General features: G+C 58.5%; 18 protein-coding genes and 2 tRNA genes. 1 reads left to right on the forward strand and 19 read right to left on the reverse strand.

The genetic code is table 11. The features are described 5' to 3' along the window. Nucleotides 1–149: 149 nt before the first annotated feature. The 15 genes from pnp to rlmE all read right to left on the reverse strand — a co-directional run bounded on the left by pnp (nucleotide 150) and on the right by rlmE (nucleotide 15448). Complete coding sequence (gene pnp, locus EQV97_RS09030; RefSeq protein WP_045060037.1) at nucleotides 150–2255, reverse strand: polyribonucleotide nucleotidyltransferase; 2106 nt, start codon at nucleotides 2253–2255, stop codon at nucleotides 150–152. Between the two features lie 195 nt (nucleotides 2256–2450). Beyond that, on the reverse strand, nucleotides 2451–2720 hold the full coding sequence (rpsO, locus tag EQV97_RS09035) for a 30S ribosomal protein S15 (RefSeq protein WP_028623136.1): 270 nt from the start codon (nucleotides 2718–2720) through the stop codon (nucleotides 2451–2453). Nucleotides 2721–2837: 117 nt separating this feature from the next. Beyond that, nucleotides 2838–3755 (reverse strand): tRNA pseudouridine(55) synthase TruB, encoded by a 918-nt coding sequence (gene truB, locus EQV97_RS09040; protein WP_045060038.1) that lies wholly within the window; start codon nucleotides 3753–3755, stop codon nucleotides 2838–2840. Between the two features lie 3 nt (nucleotides 3756–3758). Then, nucleotides 3759–4160, reverse strand: a complete 402-nt coding sequence (rbfA, locus tag EQV97_RS09045) for a 30S ribosome-binding factor RbfA (protein WP_045060039.1) — start codon at nucleotides 4158–4160, stop codon at nucleotides 3759–3761. A 159-nt stretch (nucleotides 4161–4319) separates the two neighbouring features. Then, nucleotides 4320–6851 (reverse strand): translation initiation factor IF-2, encoded by a 2532-nt coding sequence (gene infB / locus EQV97_RS09050; protein WP_122837467.1) that lies wholly within the window; start codon nucleotides 6849–6851, stop codon nucleotides 4320–4322. Between the two features lie 27 nt (nucleotides 6852–6878). After that, on the reverse strand, nucleotides 6879–8360 hold the full coding sequence (gene nusA, locus EQV97_RS09055) for a transcription termination factor NusA (RefSeq protein ID WP_045060041.1): 1482 nt from the start codon (nucleotides 8358–8360) through the stop codon (nucleotides 6879–6881). A 47-nt stretch (nucleotides 8361–8407) separates the two neighbouring features. Beyond that, entirely contained in the window at nucleotides 8408–8866 is a 459-nt protein-coding gene (gene rimP, locus EQV97_RS09060) for a ribosome maturation factor RimP (protein WP_010463487.1), read from the reverse strand. 138 nt (nucleotides 8867–9004) lie between these two features. Continuing rightward, nucleotides 9005–9081 (reverse strand) — tRNA-Met (locus EQV97_RS09065). Between the two features lie 96 nt (nucleotides 9082–9177). Then, a tRNA-Leu gene (locus EQV97_RS09070) sits at nucleotides 9178–9263 on the reverse strand. A 22-nt stretch (nucleotides 9264–9285) separates the two neighbouring features. After that, nucleotides 9286–9669, reverse strand: coding sequence for a preprotein translocase subunit SecG (secG, locus tag EQV97_RS09075; protein ID WP_240888839.1), 384 nt, complete (start codon nucleotides 9667–9669; stop codon nucleotides 9286–9288). 4 nt (nucleotides 9670–9673) lie between these two features. Beyond that, nucleotides 9674–10429 (reverse strand): triose-phosphate isomerase, encoded by a 756-nt coding sequence (gene tpiA, locus EQV97_RS09080; RefSeq protein WP_240888840.1) that lies wholly within the window; start codon nucleotides 10427–10429, stop codon nucleotides 9674–9676. Nucleotides 10430–10495: 66 nt separating this feature from the next. Next, nucleotides 10496–11833 carry a phosphoglucosamine mutase gene (gene glmM / locus EQV97_RS09085; protein ID WP_122837465.1) on the reverse strand — a complete coding sequence of 446 codons (1338 nt, stop codon included), beginning with the start codon at nucleotides 11831–11833 and terminating at the stop codon, nucleotides 10496–10498. Between the two features lie 17 nt (nucleotides 11834–11850). Beyond that, nucleotides 11851–12702 (reverse strand): dihydropteroate synthase, encoded by an 852-nt coding sequence (gene folP, locus EQV97_RS09090; RefSeq protein WP_122837464.1) that lies wholly within the window; start codon nucleotides 12700–12702, stop codon nucleotides 11851–11853. 8 nt (nucleotides 12703–12710) lie between these two features. Beyond that, nucleotides 12711–14621 carry an ATP-dependent zinc metalloprotease FtsH gene (gene ftsH / locus EQV97_RS09095; protein ID WP_122837463.1) on the reverse strand — a complete coding sequence of 637 codons (1911 nt, stop codon included), beginning with the start codon at nucleotides 14619–14621 and terminating at the stop codon, nucleotides 12711–12713. A gap of 197 nt (nucleotides 14622–14818) precedes the next feature. Further along, the gene (gene rlmE / locus EQV97_RS09100) at nucleotides 14819–15448 is read right to left on the reverse strand and encodes a 23S rRNA (uridine(2552)-2'-O)-methyltransferase RlmE (protein WP_122837462.1); all 630 of its coding nucleotides are present in this window, start codon (nucleotides 15446–15448) and stop codon (nucleotides 14819–14821) included. A gap of 101 nt (nucleotides 15449–15549) precedes the next feature. Between rlmE and EQV97_RS09105 the strand changes: the two genes are divergently transcribed. After that, nucleotides 15550–15858: a YhbY family RNA-binding protein gene (locus EQV97_RS09105; RefSeq protein WP_045060047.1), complete on the forward strand. Its 309-nt coding sequence runs from the start codon at nucleotides 15550–15552 to the stop codon at nucleotides 15856–15858. Nucleotides 15859–15867: 9 nt separating this feature from the next. Here the strand turns inward: EQV97_RS09105 and EQV97_RS09110 are convergent, their stop codons facing one another. The 4 genes from EQV97_RS09110 to carA form a co-directional block, all read right to left on the reverse strand. Further along, nucleotides 15868–16272, reverse strand: coding sequence for an MFS transporter (locus tag EQV97_RS09110; protein ID WP_122837461.1), 405 nt, complete (start codon nucleotides 16270–16272; stop codon nucleotides 15868–15870). 31 nt (nucleotides 16273–16303) lie between these two features. Beyond that, nucleotides 16304–16780 carry a transcription elongation factor GreA gene (gene greA, locus EQV97_RS09115; protein ID WP_008029775.1) on the reverse strand — a complete coding sequence of 159 codons (477 nt, stop codon included), beginning with the start codon at nucleotides 16778–16780 and terminating at the stop codon, nucleotides 16304–16306. After that, nucleotides 16777–19998 carry a carbamoyl-phosphate synthase large subunit gene (carB, locus tag EQV97_RS09120; RefSeq protein ID WP_045060049.1) on the reverse strand — a complete coding sequence of 1074 codons (3222 nt, stop codon included), beginning with the start codon at nucleotides 19996–19998 and terminating at the stop codon, nucleotides 16777–16779. Before carB ends, greA begins: the two co-directional genes overlap by 4 nt. A gap of 116 nt (nucleotides 19999–20114) precedes the next feature. Beyond that, nucleotides 20115–21251, reverse strand: a complete 1137-nt coding sequence (gene carA / locus EQV97_RS09125) for a glutamine-hydrolyzing carbamoyl-phosphate synthase small subunit (protein WP_045060050.1) — start codon at nucleotides 21249–21251, stop codon at nucleotides 20115–20117. Nucleotides 21252–21413 lie beyond the last annotated feature (162 nt).

Genomic DNA, 21413 nt, shown 5'->3' on the forward strand with positions numbered 1-21413 from the left:
CAGCCTGCGGCAGCTCCTACATTGAAACCGAGTAGGAGCTGCCGCAGGCTGCGATCTTTTGATCTTTCTGTACAGAGCAAAAAAATGCCCCGCAGCGTTCACTGCGGGGCATTTTTTACAACGTCGAAGCTTTCAAGCGAAGGGGGTAATTAAACGCCCGAAGCCTTGGCAGCTGCTACGTCTTTGATGGAGAGCTTGATACGGCCGCGGTTGTCCACGTCCAGTACCAGCACTTCCACTTCCTGGCCTTCTTTGAGAATGTCGGTCACTTTCTCAACGCGAGCGTCGCTCAGCATCGAGATGTGAACCAGACCGTCCTTGCCAGGCAGGATGTTGACGAATGCGCCGAAGTCGACGATGCGCTCAACCTTACCCACGTAGATCTTGCCGATTTCAGCTTCAGCGGTGATGCCCAGAACGCGCTGACGTGCTGCTTCAGCCGCTTCCTTGGTTTCGCCGAAGATCTTGATCGAGCCGTCGTCTTCGATGTCGATCGAAGCCTTGGTCTCTTCACAGATCGCACGAATGGTCGCGCCGCCTTTACCGATGACATCACGGATTTTGTCGGTGTCGATTTTCATCGCGATCATGGTCGGCGCGTTTTCCGACAGTTCGGTACGCGACTGGCCAATGATCTGGTTCATCTGGCCGAGGATGTTCAGGCGCGCTTCCAGGGCTTGGCCCAGGGCGATTTCCATGATCTCTTCGGTGATGCCCTTGATCTTGATGTCCATCTGCAGCGCGGTAACACCTTTGGCGGTACCGGCTACCTTGAAGTCCATGTCGCCCAGGTGGTCTTCGTCACCCAGGATGTCGGTCAGGATGGCGAACTTCTCGCCTTCTTTAACCAGGCCCATGGCGATACCGGCAACCGGTGCCTTCATTGGCACGCCAGCGTCCATCAGGGCCAGGGAAGCGCCGCAGACCGAAGCCATCGAGCTCGAACCGTTGGATTCGGTGATTTCCGATACAACGCGGATGGTGTACGGGAACACGTCGGCGGCTGGCAGCATGGCCTGAACCGAACGGCGGGCCAGACGGCCGTGACCGATTTCGCGACGACCAGCGCCACCCATGCGACCACACTCACCTACCGAGAACGGCGGGAAGTTGTAGTGCAGCATGAACGGGTCTTTTTTCTCGCCTTCCAGGGTGTCCAGCAGCTGCGCGTCACGGGCTGTGCCCAGAGTTGCAACAACCAGGGCCTGGGTTTCACCACGGGTGAACAAGGCCGAACCGTGGGTCTTTGGCAGAACACCGACTTCGATGTTCAGAGGACGTACGGTCTTGGTGTCGCGACCATCGATACGTGGCTTGCCGTTCACGATGTTTTCGCGAACGGTGCGGTATTCGATTTCGCCGAAAGCAGCTTTCACTTCGCTGGAAGAAGGCTGGCCTTCTTCACCGGACAACTTGGCAACCACCTGGTCTTTCAACTCACCCAGGCGAGCGTAACGGTCGGCCTTGATGGTGATGGTGTAGGCCTGGGAGATCGCGTCGCCGAACTCGGCACGGATAGCGCCCAGCAGAGCGGTAGCTTCTGGCTGTGGAGCCCAGGCCCAGGTTGGCTTGGCCGCTTCGGCAGCCAGTTCTTTAACGGCGTTGATCACAACCTGGAACTCGTCGTGAGCAAACAGTACAGCGCCCAGCATCTGGTCTTCGGTCAGCTCTTTGGCTTCCGATTCAACCATCAGTACGGCTTCCGAGGTACCGGCAACGACCATGTCCAGGCTCGAAGCTTTCTGTTGCTCGTAAGTCGGGTTCAGCAGGTAGCCGGTGCTTTCGTGGAACGCAACACGGGCAGCGCCGATCGGGCCATCGAAAGGAATGCCGGAGATGGCCAGGGCAGCCGAGGTACCGATCATCGCAGCGATGTCCGGATCGGTCTTCTTGCTGGTGGAGACGACGGTGCAGACAACCTGCACTTCGTTCATGAAGCCTTCTGGGAACAGCGGACGGATCGGACGGTCGATCAGTCGGGAAGTCAGGGTTTCTTTCTCGGAAGGACGGCCTTCGCGCTTGAAGAAACCGCCAGGGATCTTACCGGCAGCGTAAGTCTTTTCCTGGTAGTGAACAGAAAGAGGGAAGAAGCCTTTGCTCGGGTCAGCGGTCTTGGCGCCAACAACGGTCACCAATACGGTAACGTCGTCGTCAACGGTAACCAGCACTGCGCCGGAGGCTTGACGGGCGATACGGCCTGTCTCGAGGGTAACGGTCGACTGACCGAACTGGAATTTTTTGATAACCGGGTTCACGGTGTCCTACCTTCTTTGTGGCTCTTGGGGAACTTGTCTTCTTGCGAAATTCTTGGGCAATGTCGGGAATCGGCCCAACGCCTGTCCAGGGTAAAACGTGTATCCAGATAAAACTTGAGGCTGGGAGCCTGCCATGCGCCAGCGGGAAACCCGCTGACGCACAGCAAACAACCAACCTCATAGCGCAATCGCTTATTAGCGACGCAGACCCAGGCGACCGATCAGAGCGCTGTAACGGCTCACGTCTTTGCCTTTCAGGTAGTCCAGCAGCTTACGACGCTGGTTTACCATGCGGATCAGACCACGACGGGAGTGGTGATCTTTACCGTTGGCCTTGAAGTGACCTTGCAGTTTGTTGATGTTGTGGGTCAGCAGTGCAACTTGCACTTCTGGAGAACCAGTATCACCAACAGCTTGCTGGTAGTCGGCAACGATTTGAGCTTTTTCTTGAACGTCGAGAGCCATGAGGCAATCCTTTTATCAGGAAACTGTTTCAGAAAAACAGTCTCAATAGGCCAGGGACAAATCCCTGTATCTAAAAATGAGTAGTGACCGTGCCTATTAACAGCCACCCTCGTCCGGTCATTCTGACCGAATCAGTCGACGCGGCGCGATGCGCCCGTCTTCGCTCACTTCACCGATACCGATGAAGCGACCATTGTGATCCTGTACCCGTACCATGCCGAACTTCGGCGCGTCCGGGGCTCGTACCGGCTGGCCGTTAAGCCAGTAGAACGAGCTGTGCTCCGAAAACTGCAGCAGTGGCCAATCCAGCAGGCCGCTGTCCGATGGCATCAGGAAGCGATCGACCGCTTCGTTACCGCCCTCGGCATGTACCGCTTCCAGCTCTTCAAGCGTAACAGTCTGGGCCAGCGTGAAAGGCCCGGCCTGGGTACGTCGCAATTCTGCAACGTAAGCGCCACAACCGAGTTGCTCACCGATATCCTCCACGAGGGTACGAATATAGGTGCCTTTGCTGCAATCCACCGCCAGCCGCGCAGTATCGCCTTCGAAGGCCAGCAATTCCAAGCGCGCAATAGTAACAGAACGCGGTTCACGCTCCACTACTTCGCCTGCACGAGCCAGCTTGTACAGCGGCTGCCCGTCACGCTTGAGCGCCGAGTACATAGGCGGTATCTGACTGATTTGCCCACGGAATTTTGGCAAAGCCGCTTCGATATCGACGCGACCAACGGTCACCGGGCGCTCCTGCAAAACCTCACCTTCGGCATCCGCCGTGGTGGTGGTCTTGCCCAGCTGCGCCAGGGTTTCATAGGCCTTGTCGGAATCGAGCAGGTATTGCGAAAACTTGGTCGCCTCCCCGAAGCACAACGGCAATACACCGGTGGCCAGCGGATCGAGGCTGCCGGTGTGACCGGCCTTCTCGGCGTTCAGCAACCAGCGAACCTTCTGCAACGCCGCGTTGGAGGTGAACCCCAGCGGTTTGTCGAGCAGGATGATGCCGCTGACGTTACGACGGATACGTTTGACCTGAGCCACCGATTACTCCTTGGCGTCTTCGGGTTCAGCCGCTACCGGGCGCTGACTGTCTTCAGCCACCGCACGTTCGATCAGGGCCGACAGGTGCGCGCCACGCACGACACTTTCGTCGTAGTGGAAGTGCAGCTGCGGAACGCTGCGCAATTTCATTTCACGGGCCAGCTGCATGCGCAGGAAACCTGCGGCGGAGTTGAGCACCTTGATGCTTTGCGCGATGTCTTCGGCGTTGTCCTGGCCCATCACGGTGATGAAGATCTTGGCGTGACCGACGTCACGGCTGACTTCAACAGCTGTAATGGTGACCAGGCCGACGCGCGGGTCTTTGACTTCACGACGGATCAGCTGTGCCAGCTCACGCTGCATCTGATCGCCGATACGTTGGGTACGGCTGTATTCTTTTGCCATGTCTTGTTACCTGTTGCTGCCCCACGGTGAAACCCGTGTGGTCTGAAAGCGGCAAACGCCCGGCCTGACAGAAGCCAGACCGGGCGTTGCGTTTAGAGTCCTGACACCTGGCCGCGCATCTGCATGCGGCGGCCTGGCGTGGCCCTTGAAGTGCGCGAGTTAGAGGCTGCGAGCAACCTGAACCTTCTCGAAGACTTCGATCTTGTCACCGACCTTGACGTCGTTGTAGCTCTTCACGCCGATACCGCATTCCATGCCGGCACGTACTTCGGCAGCGTCATCCTTGAAGCGGCGCAGGGATTCCAGCTCGCCTTCGAAGATAACGATGTCTTCACGCAGTACACGGATTGGACGGTTACGGTGAACGACACCTTCGAGCACCATGCAACCGGCGATCGCGCCAAACTTCGGCGAGCGGAACACGTCACGCACTTCAGCGATACCCAGGATGTTCTCGCGAACATCGCTGCCCAGCATACCGGTGAGGGCTTTCTTGACGTCTTCGATGATGTCGTAGATCACGTTGTAGTAACGCATATCCAGACCTTCCTGCTCGACGATCTTGCGAGCGCCAGCATCGGCACGCACGTTGAAGCCGAACAGTACAGCGTTGGAGGCCAGTGCCAGGTTGGCGTCGGACTCGGTGATACCACCTACACCGCCACCGACAACACGCACTTGCACTTCGTCGTTACCCAGGCCGTTCAAGGCGCCGTTCAACGCTTCCAGCGAACCACGGACGTCAGATTTGAGGACGATGTTAAGCGTCTTCTTCTCTGCCTGGCCCATGTTCTCGAAGATGTTTTCCAGCTTGCCGGCGTGAGCGCGAGCCAGTTTGACTTCGCGGAACTTGCCTTGACGGAACAGAGCCACTTCACGGGCTTTCTTCTCGTCCGACAGCACGCTCATCTCGTCGCCAGCGTCCGGGGTACCGTCCAGGCCGAGGATCTCGACAGGGATGGAAGGACCGGCTTCCTTGATTGGCTTGCCGTTCTCGTCGAGCATGGCACGTACACGGCCATAGTTCGAACCGACCAGTACCATGTCGCCTTGGCGCAGGGTACCGTCTTGAACCAGAACGGTTGCAACCGGGCCACGACCTTTGTCGAGACGCGATTCAACCACGACGCCACGGCCAGGAGCCGAAGGAGTCGCTTTCAATTCAAGGACTTCAGCTTGCAGCAGGACAGCTTCGAGCAACTCGTCCACGCCGGTACCGACTTTCGCCGAAACCGATACGAACGGGGTGTCGCCGCCCCACTCTTCCGAAGTCACGCCGTGAACCGACAGTTCGCTACGGATGCGATCGAGATCAGCGCCCGGCTTGTCGATCTTGTTCACTGCAACCACCAGTGGAACACCGGCAGCCTTGGCGTGCTGGACAGCTTCAATGGTCTGCGGCATCACGCCGTCGTCCGCTGCAACTACCAGGATCACGATGTCAGTCGCCTTGGCACCACGAGCACGCATGGCGGTAAACGCGGCGTGACCCGGGGTGTCAAGGAAGGTGACCATGCCGCGTTCGGTTTCAACGTGGTACGCACCGATGTGCTGGGTGATACCGCCGGCTTCGCCAGCAGCTACCTTGGCACGACGGATGTAGTCGAGCAGGGAAGTCTTACCATGGTCAACGTGGCCCATTACGGTCACAACTGGCGCACGGGAGAACGTCTCACCTTCAAACTTCAGGGACTCGGCCAGGGAATCTTCCAGGGCGGTGTCGCTGACCAGGGTCACTTTGTGGCCCAGTTCTTCGGCTACCAGCTGAGCAGTTTCCTGATCCAGCACCTGGTTGATGGTCGCTGGAGTACCCAGTTTGAACATGAACTTGATGATTTCAGCAGCCTTGACCGACATCTGATTGGCGAGATCGCCAACAGTGATGGTCTCGCCGATCTGCACATCACGCACGACAGGGCCGGTTGGGCTCTGGAAACCGTGGGCGTTGCGTTTTTTCAGCTTGGCCTTGCCGCGACCACCACGACGGAAGCCATCGCTTTCTTCGTCGGTAGTACGTGGAGCAACCCGTGGAGCAGGCGCTTTCTCTTTGACCGAGGCACGATGCGGAGCGTTTTTGCGCTCGCCATCGCCACCACCGCTGCGACGATTGTTATCGTCTGCACGTGGTTTGTCCGGACGGCGCTGTTCGTTCTGCTTGTTACGAACGTCTGCAGACGGTGCTGGAGCAGCAGCCACAACCGGAGCGCTTTCACGCACAGGTTCGGCGGCCGCAGCAGGAGCCGCGACTGCGTCGTTGGTAGCGGTTTGCGCAGTAGCTGGCTGGCGACGCGCTTCTTCTTCGGCGCGACGCTTGGTTTCTTCTTCAGCCTTCTGACGAGCAGCATTATCTACTGCGCGACGTTCATCCAGTTCGCGTTTGCGCTCGGCTTCGATTTCTTCCGGGCTGCGCTGTACGAAAACTTTCTTCTTGCGTACTTCAACGCTGATGCTTTTGCTGCCAGCAACACGCAGGGTGCTGGTGGTTTTACGCTGCAGCGTGATCTTACGTGGTTCTTCCACTTTCGCCTTGTGGCTGCTTTTCAAGTGAGTCAGCAAAGATTGCTTCTCACTGTCAGTCACATGTTCTTCGGCGGCGGTGTGCGGCAGACCTGCCTCACGCATCTGCTGCAACAGGCGCTCTACCGGTGTTTTGACCTCATCGGCCAGTTGTTTCACCGTGACTTGCGTCATGCACTTCTCTCCTCAGGCCGCGCCTAATTACTCGAACCAATGGGCTCGGGCGGCCATGATCAACTTGCCGGCACGATCATCGTCAATGCCGTCGATGTCGAGCAGATCGTCAATAGACTGCTCGGCCAGGTCTTCGCGGGTAATTACGCCGCGCACCGCCAGTTCCATCGCCAAATCCTTGTCCATACCCTCAAGCGAGAGCAGGTCTTCGGCCGGATGGGCGTCTGCCAGCTTTTCCTCAGTAGCGATGGCTTTGGTCAACAAACGATCCTTGGCACGAGCGCGAAGCTCGTTGACGGTTTCTTCGTCAAAGCCATCGATGTTGAGCATTTCCTCCACCGGTACGTAGGCAATCTCTTCCAGGCTGGTGAAGCCTTCATCTACCAGCACCTGTGCCAGGTCTTCGTCGACTTCCAGCTCGTCGATGAAGTTGCGCAGGATGTCGCCGGTTTCTGCTTGCTGCTTAGCCTGGATGTCCGATTCGGTCATCACGTTCAGGGTCCAGCCAGTCAACTGGCTGGCCAGACGCACGTTCTGACCTCCGCGACCGATGGCCTGAGCCAGATTGTCTGCGCCAACGGCGATGTCCATTGCATGGGCATCCTCGTCAACGATAATTGCCGCAACCTCAGCCGGGGACATGGCGTTGATCACGAACTGAGCAGGGTTGTCGTCCCACAGGACGATGTCCACACGCTCGCCGCCCAACTCGCCCGACACTGCCTGGACGCGCGAACCGCGCATACCAATGCAAGCGCCCTGCGGGTCGATGCGTTTGTCCTTGGAGCGGACCGCGATCTTGGCACGCGAACCCGGGTCACGGGATGCAGCCATTACTTCGATCAGGCCTTCAGCGATTTCCGGCACTTCGATGCGGAACAACTCGATCAGCATTTCCGGCGCGGTACGCGACAGGATCAGCTGCGGGCCGCGGTTCTCGGTGCGGATTTCCTTGAGCAGCGCACGCAGTCGCACGCCAACCCGGAAAGTTTCGCGGGAGATGATGTCTTCACGAGCCAGCAACGCTTCTGCGTTGTTGCCCAGGTCGACGATCACGTTGTCGCGGGTCACTTTCTTCACGGTGCCGGAGATGATTTCTCCCAGGCGCTCGCGATAAGCATCAACGACCTGAGCGCGCTCGGCTTCGCGAACTTTCTGCACAATGACCTGCTTGGCGGTCTGTGCAGCGATACGGCCGAACTCGATGGACTCGATCTTTTCTTCGACTACGTCACCGACCTGAGCACCAGGATGCGTTTCAGCAACCTTGCTCGGCCAGGTTTCGATAGCCGGATCGTCCAGGTCCGCTTCTTCGACGACCGTCCAGCGACGGAAAGTCTCATAGGCACCGGTGTGGCGATTGATTTCCACACGCAGATCGACTTCGTCCTCGAAACGCTTCTTGGTAGCAGTGGCCAGAGCCAGCTCCAGCGCTTCAAAAATTACGTTTGCCGGTACGCCCTTTTCATTGGATACCGACTCAACAACCAGCAGTACTTCTTTGCTCATCGTACGCCTCGCCTTTCGCAAGCCATTGGATCCGCGGGATCCGCGTCTCAGTCAAAACTGGGAATAATGTTGGCCTTGTCGATCATATCGATCGGCAACAGGAACTCATGGTCTTCTACCTGCACCACGACGTCCTGCTCTTCTACACCGCGCAGAAGGCCCTGAAAGTTGCGTCGTCCTTCAAAAGGCGAGCGCAGCTTGATCTTCACTTGTTCACCGGCAAATTTTGCAAACTGCTCAATAGTGAACAGCGGGCGTTCCATGCCAGGCGAGGAAACTTCGAGGGTGTATTCAACGGCGATTGGATCTTCAACGTCCAGGACACCACTGATCTGACGGCTGACAATGGCACAGTCGTCCACCAGCACACCGCCCTCTTTATCGATATAAACGCGCAACATTGAGTGGCGACCTTGAGCCGAAAACTCAATACCCCAGCATTCATAGCCTAGGGCCACGACCACCGGGGCCAGCAAGGCCTGCAACTCTTCTAGCTTGCTCGACACCTGAACCCCCTCGTGCATGTATGTGCATGCTGTGCAAAATAAAAAAATGGGCGAAACGCCCATCCTTGAAACGCCGTCGAACAGCGGCGTTGAAAGTGTCCAGCTAACAAAAAGCCCCTTAAAAGGGGCTCTTTAAACTGGTTGCGGGGGCCGGATTTGAACCGACGACCTTCGGGTTATGAGCCCGACGAGCTACCAGACTGCTCCACCCCGCGACAAAGCTGGGGCGGAAGTATACGACCGATCCCTTCCAGGGTCAATGTAACCTTCCACCTACAAGAAAGCCCGCAACAGCGGGCTCTCCTGATAATTGGTACCGAGAAGGGGACTCGAACCCCTACACCCTATGGGCACAACCACCTCAAGGTTGCGTGTCTACCAATTCCACCACCTCGGCAATACTACGTTTGAAACCCTTCTTACTTCTGCTCTTGAGCTGGAGGCACGTCAGTCGCTGGAGTAGCCGACTGTTGCTCTTGAAGCACCGGTACATCATCAGAAGCCGGTTGTTGCTTTGGTACTTCCAACACTGCTGGATTTGGCAAACCTACTTGAGTCAGCTGATGAGCTTTCTCTTTAGCAAAGTAACCTAACCCTAAGCTGGTTATGAAGAAACCTGCGGCAAGTATAGCAGTAAACTTACTAAGAAAGGTAGAGGAACCTTGGCTTCCGAACACAGTATTTGAAGCACCTGCTCCGAAAGACGCACCAGCATCCGCACCTTTACCCTGCTGCAGCAAAACCAGAGCAACTACGCCCAATGCACCCAGCAGATGAAAAACGACTACGACTGTTTCCAGCATTTTTTCAGTTTCCCGCGGCGCGAATGATCGCACCGAACTCATCTGCATTCAGGGAAGCTCCACCAATGAGCCCCCCATCGATATCCGGCATGCCGAACAGTTCGACCGCATTGGCCGCCTTCACGCTGCCGCCGTATAGAAGCCGCACACCTTGTGCGACCTCAGAATTTTCTGCCGCCAACTGGGCGCGGATGGCTGCATGCACATCCTGCGCCTGTTGCGGCGAAGCCGTTAGCCCGGTGCCAATGGCCCAGACCGGCTCGTAAGCAATGACTGCCCGGGCAAAGACACCAACACCCAGCTCCTCGATGATGCAGCCCAGCTGACGCCCGACCACTTCAAGAGTTTTTCCGGCTTCGCGCTGCTCGAGGGTTTCCCCTACACACAACACCGGAATCAAGCCACATGCCTGTGCCGCTGCGAACTTGCGGATCAGTGTTCCGTCCTGCTCGCCCATGATCTGGCGGCGTTCGGAGTGTCCAACAAGAACCAGGGTACAACCTGCATCCACCAACTGACTCGGCGCGATCTCACCGGTCAACGCACCTTGCTGGGCTTGCACCGCAGCATTCTGTGCACCGACCTGGATCGGCTGGCCTTTCAAGCCATCAATCACTTGATTGATATGCAGGCAAGGCGGGAATACCGCTACATCAACACCGCTTGGCAAGGCCAGTTGACCCAGGCCGTTGATCAGCTCAGCGACGCTGGCGCGGGTACCGTGCATCTTCCAGTTACCAGCTACCATAGGGCGACGCATGCTGTACCTCGTCGGTCAAAGTGGGCGCAGATGTTACCCAACACAATCAAGGCTGGCAAGCCGAATTCAGGCAGAAACTTCAGTAACCAGCTTTGCCAGCTCTTCGGCGTAGCCGCGAACCTGTGTTTCGTCCTCGCCTTCGACCATGACACGCACCAGCGGCTCGGTACCGGACTTGCGCAACAGCACGCGTCCACGACCCGCCATGGCGTCAGTAACGCGCTGGCTGGCCTCCTTGACTGCCGGATGTTCAAGCGGGTTGGCGCCGCCGCCAAAACGCACATTGATCAGCACCTGAGGGCACTTGCGCAGCGCCTGGCGTGCCTGGGCGAGGCCTTCGGCGCGAGTTTTGAGCGCCATCAGCACTTGCAGCGCCGCAATGATCGCATCGCCCGTAGTGGTGTGGCTGAAGCACACGATATGCCCGGAGTTTTCGCCACCCACCAGCCAGTTGCGCTCGAGCAGGTCAGCAATCACATACCGGTCACCGACATTGGCGCGAACAAAAGGAATCGACAGCTCAGCCAGTGCCAGCTCCAGACCCAGGTTGCTCATCAGGGTACCGACCACGCCGCCCTGCAGCTTGTCGCGCTCATGCAGGTCGCGGGCAATGATGTAGAGCAACTCGTCGCCATCAACGATGGCCCCGGTGTGATCGACCATCAATACCCGATCGCCATCGCCATCAAAGGCGATACCCAGGTCTGCATGCTCGGCCAGTACTGCAGCCTGCAACTGGCCCATGTGGGTCGAACCGCAATTGTCATTGATGTTCAGGCCGTTGGGCTGGGCGGAAAGCACTACGACTTCAGCCCCCAGCTCACGGAATACGCTCGGGGCCACCTTGTAGGTCGCACCGTGGGCGCAGTCGAGCACGATCTTCAGGCCAGCAAAGCTGGTGCCGGTCGGCACGCTGCTCTTGCAGAATTCAATGTAGCGACCCGAGGCGTCGTTGATGCGCGAAACCTTGCCGATCTTGCTCGATTCAACCACGGTCATCGGGGTGTCGAGCAGCTCTTCGATCATCAGCTCGACTTCATCCGGCAGCTTGGTGCCCTTGCCGGAGAAGAATTTGATGCCGTTGTCGTCGTGGGGATTGTGCGAGGCACTGATCACGATCCCGGCTTCTGCATGAAACGTACGGGTCAGATAGGCAATGGCAGGCGTCGGCATCGGCCCCAGCAGCATCACATCGGCACCGGCCGACGTCAGGCCAGCCTCCAGCGCCGACTCAAACATGTACCCGGAAATGCGCGTGTCCTTGCCCACCAGCACCTTGCATGCACCCATCTTGCGAAAGGCCATGCCTGCCGCCCAGCCGAGCTTGAGCATGAAGTCAGGGGTAATAGGGTATTCGCCGACACGACCGCGAATGCCGTCGGTACCAAAATATTTCTTAGTCATAAGTTGCTCCATCACTCTTATTCGGCTGTTTCAACTGCGGTAATCATCCGCACTACATCAACTGTTTCGGCTACATCATGGACGCGCAATATACGCGCTCCCTTGGCGCACGCCAGTGCCGCCAGTGCCAGGCCGCCATACAGGCGCTCCCCGACCGGGCGATTCAACGCATGACCAATCATGCTTTTGCGCGAAACCCCGACCAGCAGGGGGCGCCCCAGGGCATGCAAAGTCTCCATGTGCCTGAACAAGCTTAGATTGTGCTGCAGGGTTTTGGCGAAGCCGAAGCCCGGATCCAGGATGACCCGCTCGGCTGGAATTCCAGCCAGCGCACACTGGACCATGCGCTCGGCGAGAAACTCACCGACCTCTTTGGTCACGTCCTGATAATGCGGATCATCCTGCATGTCCCCAGGCTCGCCCAGCATATGCATCAGGCACACGGGCAAGCCCGTGGCTGCCGCCGCATCCAGGGCGCCCTCACGACGCAGGGAGCGCACATCATTGATCAACCCGGCCCCCAGCCGCGCGGCTTCGCGCATGACTGCCGGGGTGGAGGTATCCACCGAGATGATCACATCGAGTTCGCGACTGATGCGCTCGACGATAGGCGCTACGCGCTCGATCTCCTCCAGCGGAGAAACCGCCCTGGCACCCGGCCGGGTCGACTCACCGCCGACATCGATCAAGGTCGCGCCGGCGGCCACCATCGCTTCGGCATGGCGCAAGGCCGCATCGAGCTGGCTGTATCGGCCACCATCGGAGAAAGAGTCGGGAGTTACATTGAGAATGCCCATGACATGCGTATGGGCCAAATCAAGAACCCGGTTGCCGCAAGGCAACCGGGTTGAGGACTGAACAGAAGTCATTTCAAACCTTAAACGTCAGCAGCAGGACCGCCGATCGGTGTTTCCGGACGCGGATCCTGCACTGCCGGAGGAGTACCGGAATTACCTGTACCACCCGACCAGTCGCGAGGTTCGCGAGGAGTACGACCTGCCATGATGTCGTCGATCTGCTCAGCATCGATCGTCTCGTACTTCATCAAGGCATCGGCCATCGCGTCGAGCTTGTCGCGGTTGTCCGTGAGGATCTGCTTGGCGGTGCCGTAGCACTGGTCAATGATGCTGCGCACTTCGGAGTCGATCAGCTTCGCTGTCTCACCGGAGAAGCTTGCACTCTGACCACCGCCGCCGCGACCGAGGAATACTTCGCCCTCGTCTTCGGCGTACATCAACGGACCGAGTTTTTCCGACAGGCCCCACTTGGTCACCATGTTCCGCGCAATCTGGCTGGCACGCATGATGTCGTTGGAAGCGCCGGTGGTGACACCGTCGAAGCCCAGGGTCATCTCTTCAGCGATACGGCCACCGTAGAGCGAGCAGATCTGGCTGATCAGCGCACGCTTGGACAGGCTGTAGCGATCTTCTTCCGGCAGGAACATGGTCACACCCAGCGCACGACCGCGCGGGATGATGGAGACCTTGTAGACCGGATCATGCTCAGGCACTACGCGACCCACAATGGCGTGGCCGGCTTCGTGATAAGCGGTGTTCTGCTTCTCTTTTTCCGACATGACCATGGATTTGCGCTCGGCGCCCATCATGATCTTGTCCTTGGCCAGCTCGAATTCTTTCATTTCGACGACGCGCTTGCCGGTACGGGCAGCGAACAGCGACGCTTCGTTCACCAGGTTGGCCAGGTCGGCACCGGAGAAACCCGGGGTACCACGGGCAATCACCGCAGGAGCGACATCGTCACCCATTGGCACTTTGCGCATGTGCACCTTGAGAATCTGCTCGCGACCACGGATATCCGGCAGACCGACCACAACCTGACGGTCGAAACGACCCGGACGCAGCAACGCAGGGTCCAGTACGTCCGGACGGTTGGTCGCGGCGATGACGATGATGCCGTCATTCATTTCGAAGCCGTCCATCTCTACCAGCAACTGGTTGAGAGTCTGTTCGCGCTCGTCGTGACCGCCACCCATGCCGGCGCCACGGTGGCGACCGACGGCGTCGATTTCATCGATGAAGATGATGCAAGGCGCGTGTTTCTTGGCCTGCTCGAACATGTCACGAACACGGCTCGCACCCACGCCGACGAACATCTCGACGAAGTCGGAACCGGAAATGGTGAAGAACGGCACCTTGGCTTCGCCGGCAATCGCCTTGGCCAGCAAGGTTTTACCGGTACCCGGAGGACCGACCATCAGCACACCACGAGGGATGCGACCGCCCAGGCGCTGGAACTTGCCCGGATCGCGGAGGAACTCGACGAGCTCGCCAACTTCTTCCTTGGCTTCGTCGCAACCGGCAACGTCAGCCAATGTGGTCTTGACCTGATCTTCGGAGAGCAGGCGTGCCTTGCTCTTGCCAAAGCTCATCGGCCCGCCCTTGCCACCTGCACCGCCCTGCATCTGGCGCATGAAGAACATGAACACGGCGATGATCACCAGGATCGGGAAGCTGGCCACCAGGAGTTGAGTCCAGATGCTTTGCTGCTCAGGCTGCTTGCCCTCGACAACGACGTGGTTATCCACGAGGTCACCGATCAGACCGTTGTCCTGGATCGCCGGACGGATGGTCTTGAAGCTGTCGCCATCGCTGCGCTTGCCGGTGATGACATAACCATCAACGGCTACGCGCTCGACCTTGCCATCCTTGACCTGCTGGATGAAGTCGGAATAGTTGAGGGTCTGCGGCTCGTTAGGGCTGGAGAAGTTGTTCATCACCGTCACCAGGACTGCCGCGATGATCAACCACAGGATCAGATTCTTTGCCATATCGTTCAATTAACTACCCTCTGAAGCAAGCTCCGCTAATGGCGCGCGCTTCGCATGATATTCACCGGCCTAACTTACTACATTACGAACGGCTCTGGCAGGCGCCGTCTGTAACCCTTTGTGAAACACTTTCTACACAATATTCGCTATTGCCCGCGGGGCGAAATACGAAAATCCTATCGACCCGCTAAAAAACCTTACTCGGCAGGACGGCGAAAGCCCCAAGCCAGCATGTATTGCTCGCGGGAACTGCCACGGGAAGAGTCCGGCTTGATCATCTGGACCTTGTCGAATTTCTGACGAGCGTCCTTCACGTAAGCATCAAACCCTTCGCCCTGAAACACCTTGATCACGAAATTACCACCCGGCTTGAGTATCCGAGCCGCCAGATCAAGCGCCAGTTCACATAGAAACATGGCTTTTGGCATATCTACTTCAGGCGTACCACTCATATTGGGGGCCATATCGGAAATCACAAGGTCCACCTGCGAATTACCCACGGCTTCAAGGATCTGGGCGAGTACTTCGTCCTGGGTGAAGTCACCCTGGATGAAAGTCACGTCCGGAATACTGTCCATTTCCAGAATGTCCGAGGCAATCAGGCGCCCCTGACCACCGATCAGCCGACTGGTGACCTGCGACCAGCCGCCGGGCGCCGCACCCAGGTCGACAACGCTCATACCCGGACGGATCAGCTTGTATTTCTCCTGGACTTCCAGAAGCTTGTAGCTCGCACGCGAGCGGTAACCATCCTTCTGCGCCTGCTTCACATAGGGATCATTGACATGTCTTTTCAGCCAGCCAAGGCTTGTCTTGGAACGCGCCATTGGGCACCTCGATGATAAGGGTCGTGATTAATTGGGCGGATCCACGAGCCCTCGGGTAAAATGGCCGCCATTTTACAGAATCCAGACGAAAGGGTCAGATTATGCCGCTCACTCAAGAGCAGAAGAAACAGTACAAATCCATTGGCCACCATCTGAAACCGGTTTTGATCGTGGCGGACAACGGTTTGACTGAAGGTGTGTTAGCCGAACTTGAACGCGCTTTGGCGGATCACGAGCTGATCAAGATCAAGCTCAACATCCTCGATCGCGAATCGCGCCTGGCGTCCATTGCAGAGCTGTGCAAGGTCGGTAAAGCGGACCTGGTCCAGGTCATCGGCAAGATGGCACTGATTCACCGCAAGAACTTCAGCGTCAACAAGCAGCTGTCGAACGTCCATCGCTTCAAGTGATGACAAGGGTCAAGGGTGTGCTTCGCGCACCCTGCCACTCCATCCAGGTACCGGCTGCAGCACCAGCACCAGCCCGGAAAACCCCAGGACCAGATAGCTGAAAACCTGCCAGGGCAAGGCATCCGGCCACCCCAGGCGCACGGCAAAAAACATCCCGCACGCATACAGCGCCATCAACAGCAGTTGCCCGCGGATATCGCGCCATAGACTGGCAAGGCCCTCGGCCTGAATCAGCACCAAAGCCTGAAAAATCACACACGCTGCGGCAAACGCCACCATCAGCGCATTCAGCATGCCTGCAATTTCGTCGATCAGCAGCGGCGCCAGGCCAATCCAGCCCAGCACCGGCAGCAGACCGATATGCAACAGCCACAGGCCGCCTACCCATAGCATCTGGGTCAGCTGCCAGAGCATCGCGCCCGCACGAAGCGGGCGCCATGGCTTATCAGATGTGGCGAACTTCGACAATCTCATACTCGATAACGCCACCCGGCGTCTTCACGGCAACCACGTCACCCTCCTCCTTGGCGATCAAGGCGCGGGCCAGTGGTGAACCCACCGAAATCTTGCCGAGTTTGAAGTCAGCTTCGTCCTCACCCACGATGTGGTAAGTGACGCGCTCATCCGTCTCGACGTTGGCGATTTCAACGGTGGTGCCGAAAATCACTTTACCGGTGTGAGGAATGGACGTGACGTCGATGATGACCTGATTCTGAATCCGGCCTTCGATGTCACGAATCCGCGCCTCGACCATCCCTTGCTGCTCGCGGGCAGCGTGGTACTCGGCGTTTTCCTTCAGGTCACCCAACTCGCGGGCCGTCCCGATGTCCTGGCTGAGCTTCGGACGGACGACCTTGGTCAGGTGAGCGTGTTCTTCTTCCAGGGCTTTGGCGCCCTGGACGGTCATTGGGTACTTGATCATGCCTTCAATCCTGCGTGTAGATCCTGCAAGCGGCGCACAGTCTTCTCGGGACCGAACTTCAACGCTTCGCAGATGGCTTCGCCAGCAGCAATAGTCGTGGTGCAGTAGATCTTGTGCTGCAGCGCGTTACGACGAATGGAGTACGAGTCGGCGATCGACTGGCGACCTTCGGTGGTGTTGATGATCAGGGTGACTTCGTCATTCTTGATCATGTCGACCACGTGCGGACGACCTTCGGTCACCTTATTCACACGGCGCACTTTCAGGCCTGCGGCTTCGATCAGCTTGGCAGTACCGGCGGTGGCAACCACTTCGAAACCCAAGTTGATCAGATCACGGGCTACCCCTGCAACCAGTGGCTTGTCATCGTCGCGCACGCTGATGAACGCGGTACCGCCGGTCGGCAGCACTTCGCTGGCGCCCATCTGGGCCTTGGCGAATGCTTCGCCAAAGGTGTCGCCCACGCCCATTACTTCACCGGTGGACTTCATCTCAGGGCCCAGGATCGGGTCCACACCAGGGAATTTGGCGAACGGGAATACCGCCTCTTTCACGCTGTAGAAGTTAGGAATGATTTCCTTGGTGAAGCCGATTTCCTTCAGGGTTTTGCCGGCCATGACGCGCGCCGCGATCATTGCCAGGGAAACACCGATGCACTTGGACACGAAAGGTACGGTACGGGAAGCGCGCGGGTTGACTTCGATGACGTAGATGTCTTCGCCTTGCAGCGCCAACTGTACGTTCATCAGGCCGACAACGCCCAGTTCCAGGGCCATTTTCTTGACCTGTTCGCGCATCTCGTCCTGGATATGCGCAGGCAGCGAGTACGGCGGCAGGGAGCAAGCGGAGTCACCGGAGTGAACGCCGGCCTGCTCGATGTGCTGCATGATCGCGCCGATCACCACGTCGGTGCCGTCGCAGACCGCATCCACGTCCATCTCGATGGCGCAGTTGAGGAAGTGGTCGAGCAGCACCGGGCTGTCGTTGGACACTTTCACCGCGTCACGCAGGTAGCGCTTGAGCTCTTCTTCTTCGTAGACGATTTCCATCGCACGACCGCCCAACACGTAGGACGGACGAACCACCAGCGGGTAACCGATCTTGCTGGCAGCGCGAATCGCTTCGTCTTCGCTGCGCACGGTGGCGTTCGGCGGCTGGCGCAGGTTCAGGCGCTCGACCATCTGCTGGAAGCGCTCACGGTCTTCAGCGCGGTCAATGGCGTCAGGGCTGGTGCCGATGATCGGCACGCCGGCTTCTTCCAGGGCACGCGCCAGTTTCAGCGGGGTCTGGCCGCCGTACTGGACGATCACGCCTTTTGGCTTCTCGACGCGGCAGATTTCCAGCACGTCTTCCAGGGTCACTGGCTCGAAGTACAGGCGATCGGAGGTGTCGTAGTCGGTGGAAACGGTTTCCGGGTTGCAGTTGACCATGATGGTCTCGTAACCGTCTTCGCGCAGGGCCAATGCCGCGTGCACGCAGCAGTAGTCGAACTCGATGCCCTGGCCGATACGGTTAGGGCCGCCGCCGAGGATCATGATCTTGTCGCGACCCGAAGGGGCGGCTTCGCACTCTTCCTCGTAAGTCGAGTACATGTAGGCGGTGTCGGTGGCGAACTCGGCCGCGCAGGTGTCAACGCGCTTGTAGACCGGGAAGATCTCCAGCTTGTGGCGGTGACGACGCAGCGCCTTCTCGGTCACGCCCAGCAGCTTGGCCAGACGCATGTCGGAGAAGCCTTTGCGCTTGAGCTTGAACATCAGGTCGCGGTCGATGCTGGCCAGACCCAGGGTCTTGACCTTCTCTTCTTCCTTGATCAGATCTTCGATCTGCACCAGGAACCACGGGTCGATCATGTTCATGCCGAAGATGTCTTCGACCGACAGGCCGGCGCGGAAGGCGTCAGCCACGTACCAGATACGCTCGGCACCCGGCACGGTCAGTTCGCGCTTGAGGATGCTCATGCTTTCCGGATTGCTCAGGTCGAGCTTCTCGTCCAGGCCGCAAACGCCCACTTCCAGGCCGCGCAACGCTTTCTGCAAGGATTCCTGGAAAGTCCGGCCGATGGCCATGACTTCACCTACCGACTTCATTTGAGTAGTCAGGCGCGCGTCGGCTTTCGGGAATTTCTCGAAGGCGAAGCGAGGCAGCTTGGTCACGACGTAGTCGATGGACGGCTCGAAGGACGCAGGCGTAGCACCGCCGGTGATTTCGTTCTGCAGTTCATCCAGGGTGTAGCCGATCGCCAGCTTGGCAGCGATGCGCGCAATCGGGAAACCGGTGGCTTTGGAGGCCAGTGCCGACGAACGGGATACCCGCGGGTTCATCTCGATGACCACCATGCGACCAGTGTCCGGGCAAATGCCGAACTGGACGTTGGAGCCGCCGGTTTCCACGCCGATTTCGCGCAGTACCGCCAGGGAGGCGTTACGCATGATCTGGTATTCCTTGTCCGTCAGGGTCTGTGCCGGCGCAACGGTGATCGAGTCACCGGTGTGCACACCCATCGGGTCAAAGTTTTCAATGGAGCAGACGATGATGCAGTTGTCCTTCTTATCGCGGACAACCTCCATCTCGTATTCTTTCCAGCCGATCAGGGATTCGTCAATCAGCAGCTCTTTGGTTGGCGACAGGTCCAGGCCACGGGCGCAGATTTCTTCGAATTCTTCACGGTTGTACGCGATACCGCCACCGGTGCCGCCCATGGTGAAGGACGGACGGATGATGCACGGGAAGCCAAGCTTCTCGAGCACTGCGTTGGCTTCTTCCATGCTGTGGGCGATACCCGAGCGCGGGCAGTCCAGGCCGATGGATTTCATCGCCTTGTCAAAGCGCGAGCGGTCTTCAGCCTTGTCGATGGTGTCGGCATTGGCGCCGATCATCTCTACGCCGAATTTTTCCAGGACGCCTTCGCGCTCCAGGTCCAAGGCGCAGTTCAGGGCGGTCTGGCCACCCATGGTTGGCAGCAGAGCGTCCGGACGCTCCTTCTCGATGATCTTGGCAACGGTCTGCCACTTGATCGGCTCGATGTAGGTGGCGTCGGCCATGTCCGGGTCGGTCATGATGGTCGCCGGGTTGGAGTTCACCAGGATGACGCGGTAGCCCTCCTCGCGCAGGGCTTTGCAGGCCTGGGCGCCGGAGTAGTCGAATTCGCAGGCCTGGCCGATCACGATCGGGCCAGCGCCGAGAATCAGGATGCTTTTAATGTCTGTACGTTTTGGCATGGGTTTGTCACTCAAATCCGCAGGTCAGTCGGCAAGCCGTCTTGTTCAATCTGTGAAGCCTTGAGGGGGCCGCCGATGGGGGCCGCCCTCAAGCTTTGCTGCATCAGGGCGAGCGATCAGCGTCGCTTGGCCATCTCGTTGATGAAGCGATCGAACAATGGCGCTACGTCGTTCGGGCCAGGGCTGGCTTCCGGGTGACCCTGGAAGCTGAAGGCGCTCTTGTCGGTACGCTCGATGCCTTGCAGGGTGCCGTCGAACAGCGATTTGTGGATCGCGCGCACGTTGGCCGGCAGGGTCGCTTCGTCCACCGCAAAACCGTGGTTCTGGCTGGTGATCATGACTACACCGCTGTCCAGGTCCTGCACCGGGTGGTTGGCACCGTGGTGGCCGTGCCCCATCTTCAGGGTCTTGGCGCCGGAGGCCAGGGCCAGCAGCTGGTGACCGAGGCAGATACCGAATACCGGGATCTCGGTTTCCAGTACGTCCTTGATCGCCTGGATCGCGTAGTCGCATGGCTCCGGGTCACCCGGGCCGTTGGACAGGAACACGCCATCGGGTTTCATCGCCAGCACGTCGGCCGCTGGCGTCTGGGCCGGAACCACGGTGACGCGGCAACCGCGCTCGACCAGCATGCGCAGGATGTTCAGTTTTACGCCGTAGTCGTAGGCGACCACGTGGTACGGCAGCTCAGAAGCGTCGATGGTCGCGTGGCTGTCGGTTTTCAGGTCCCAGACCGTCGAGCGCCACTCGTACTGCTCTTTGGTGCTGACGACTTTCGCCAGGTCCATGCCCTTAAGGCCAGGGAAACCCTGGGCGGCGGCGATGGCGGCTTCTTCGGAGATGTTGTCGCCGGCCATGATGCAGCCGTTCTGTGCACCTTTCTCACGCAGGATGCGGGTCAGGCGACGGGTGTCGATACCGGCGATGGCCACGACGTTGTTGGCTTTCAGGTAATCGGACAGGGACATCGTGTTGCGCCAGTTGCTCGCAACCAGTGGCAGGTCACGGATGACCAGGCCAGCGGACCAGACGCGGTCGGACTCGGCGTCTTCCGGCGTGGTGCCGGTGTTGCCGATGTGCGGGTAAGTCAGGGTAACGATCTGTTGGGCGTAGGAAGGATCGGTAAGGATTTCCTGATAGCCGGTCATGGCGGTATTGAACACCACCTCACCAACGGTTTGACCGTCGGCTCCAATTGCTTCGCCGCGAAAAATGCTGCCATCAGCAAGGGCGAGTATGGCTGGCTTAGTCAAGAAGACCTCCCGTAAATAAAGCCTGAAAGGGCGATCGCAGGTGTAAAAAAGCGGAGTGACGTATGGACACGTCACCCCGCTCATTCACTGAATTATTCTGCGCGCTTTTAGTGAACACACTAAAGCTGTAGCTTACAGAAAAAGGCCTTTTTGGTCTACCGC

Origin of the sequence: Pseudomonas sp. TMW22090 (genome assembly GCF_022496665.1) — a bacterium.
Classification (GTDB): Bacteria; Pseudomonadota; Gammaproteobacteria; order Pseudomonadales; family Pseudomonadaceae; genus Aquipseudomonas; species Aquipseudomonas gregormendelii.

What these genes read in the sequence shown, in the direction of transcription:
- rpsO (WP_028623136.1), bottom strand. Translation starts at nt 2,720, where the DNA reads ATGGCTCTCGACGTTCAAGAAAAAGCTCAAATCGTTGCCGACTACCAG.
- rbfA (WP_045060039.1), bottom strand. Translation starts at nt 4,160, where the DNA reads ATGGCAAAAGAATACAGCCGTACCCAACGTATCGGCGATCAGATGCAG.
- infB (WP_122837467.1), bottom strand. Translation starts at nt 6,851, where the DNA reads ATGACGCAAGTCACGGTGAAACAACTGGCCGATGAGGTCAAAACACCG.
- nusA (WP_045060041.1), bottom strand. Translation starts at nt 8,360, where the DNA reads ATGAGCAAAGAAGTACTGCTGGTTGTTGAGTCGGTATCCAATGAAAAG.
- secG (WP_240888839.1), bottom strand. Translation starts at nt 9,669, where the DNA reads ATGCTGGAAACAGTCGTAGTCGTTTTTCATCTGCTGGGTGCATTGGGC.
- tpiA (WP_240888840.1), bottom strand. Translation starts at nt 10,429, where the DNA reads ATGCGTCGCCCTATGGTAGCTGGTAACTGGAAGATGCACGGTACCCGC.
- glmM (WP_122837465.1), bottom strand. Translation starts at nt 11,833, where the DNA reads ATGACTAAGAAATATTTTGGTACCGACGGCATTCGCGGTCGTGTCGGC.
- folP (WP_122837464.1), bottom strand. Translation starts at nt 12,702, where the DNA reads ATGACTTCTGTTCAGTCCTCAACCCGGTTGCCTTGCGGCAACCGGGTT.
- ftsH (WP_122837463.1), bottom strand. Translation starts at nt 14,621, where the DNA reads ATGGCAAAGAATCTGATCCTGTGGTTGATCATCGCGGCAGTCCTGGTG.
- rlmE (WP_122837462.1), bottom strand. Translation starts at nt 15,448, where the DNA reads ATGGCGCGTTCCAAGACAAGCCTTGGCTGGCTGAAAAGACATGTCAAT.
- EQV97_RS09105 (WP_045060047.1), top strand. Translation starts at nt 15,550, where the DNA reads ATGCCGCTCACTCAAGAGCAGAAGAAACAGTACAAATCCATTGGCCAC.
- EQV97_RS09110 (WP_122837461.1), bottom strand. Translation starts at nt 16,272, where the DNA reads ATGCTCTGGCAGCTGACCCAGATGCTATGGGTAGGCGGCCTGTGGCTG.
- greA (WP_008029775.1), bottom strand. Translation starts at nt 16,780, where the DNA reads ATGATCAAGTACCCAATGACCGTCCAGGGCGCCAAAGCCCTGGAAGAA.
- carB (WP_045060049.1), bottom strand. Translation starts at nt 19,998, where the DNA reads ATGCCAAAACGTACAGACATTAAAAGCATCCTGATTCTCGGCGCTGGC.